Raw genomic sequence first — 1,228 nt, 5'->3', positions numbered from 1 at the left:
GCTCTGCCGGTGGTTGTTATTGATGACGGTGTCATGGTCTTTCTGGGCATGAAGAAACACCTGCTCGCGCGTGGCGGCATCTTCAAAACTCAGTTCGTTAAACCCGGTTCCCTGATGCGTATCGGTTCTGATAACGGTACGGGTTTTATTGTGCGGCAGCACATAAGGTGCCAGGTTGGTTGCATGGTAGGTGCGCCCGGTAACGATCGGCTGATCCGGATCGCCTTCCAGAAAGCTCACCACCACCTCATGGCCCACGCGCGGGAGTGCCACCATGCCGTAGCGGCCCCCCGCCCAGCCCTGACTGACGCGGACCCAGCAGGAGCTCAGATCGTCGCTGTTACCGTAGCGATCCCACGGAAATTTCACCTTCACGCGACCGTGTTTATCGCAGTAGATTTCTTCCGTCGCCGGCCCCGTCACCGTCGCTATCTGCGGGCCGTCCACCATCGGGCGTTCCGGCATCAGCGCACGCCAGACAGTCCCGCCTTTGATTACATCAAACTTATTGGTAAAGGTGGTGGGCTTGTCACCGCCTTCCTCTTCCAGCGCCTGGGGTTGTTTGCCTTCATGCTTCACGGACACCACCTGCCACTGCGTGTTAAAGGCCTCGTTCTGATGCTCTTCCAGCATAAACCGCAGCCCCGGGCGGAGTTCTGCGCAGTTTGACAGGCCGTTACCGGTCACCGCATCAGCCCTTAACGCATCCAGCCGGTACGCGCTGAAGGCTTTACCGCTTTCAGCCTGCTTGTAGCGCCCCGGATAGTCGTAGTGCTCGTACGGCTCACGCTGATGGGCCAGATCGTTGCTGATCTTCTTATTCGACTGGTTGTAGGCGGGATTTTTAAAGCTGTAGTCCCGCAGCTCCACTGCTGTCGTTCGCACCGCTTCGGCATAGCGGAACTGGCGGATATACGCCCCCTGTTCCAGCCCCTGGTTCGCCAGGCTGAAGAACACCGGGGTGTCTTTTTTCTCCAGCGCGCCGGTATGGTCGGCAAACACCACCCGGTGTTTTCCCGCCTCAAACTCATGCCAGAAGAACATCCCCTCTTCCGCCGCCAGGCGGGTGATAAAGTCCAGATCGCTTTCCCGGTACTGCACGCAGTACTCGCGGGCGACATGGTCCTGGCGCAGCGAGAAGGCGTAGTCCAGAATGCCCGCTTCCTCCAGGAGTTCACCGATGATGTCCTGCGGCTTTTTCACCTGGAAAATCCGGCAGTTGGTGCGA

Annotated in this window: 1 protein-coding gene; it reads right to left on the bottom strand. The window is 58.8% G+C overall.

Annotated features, from left to right (window positions below):
• The coding region (gene tssI, locus DEO48_RS15650; protein ID WP_109845675.1) for a type VI secretion system tip protein TssI/VgrG at positions 1-1,228 on the bottom strand (1,228 nt) is incomplete at both ends.

Origin of the sequence: Enterobacter sp. CGMCC 5087, assembly GCF_003144775.1 — a bacterium.
Taxonomy (GTDB): domain Bacteria; phylum Pseudomonadota; class Gammaproteobacteria; order Enterobacterales; family Enterobacteriaceae; genus Enterobacter; species Enterobacter cloacae_M.
The sequence above is the reverse complement of the archived record's forward strand: the minus strand, read 5'-3'. Positions and strand labels throughout refer to the sequence as shown.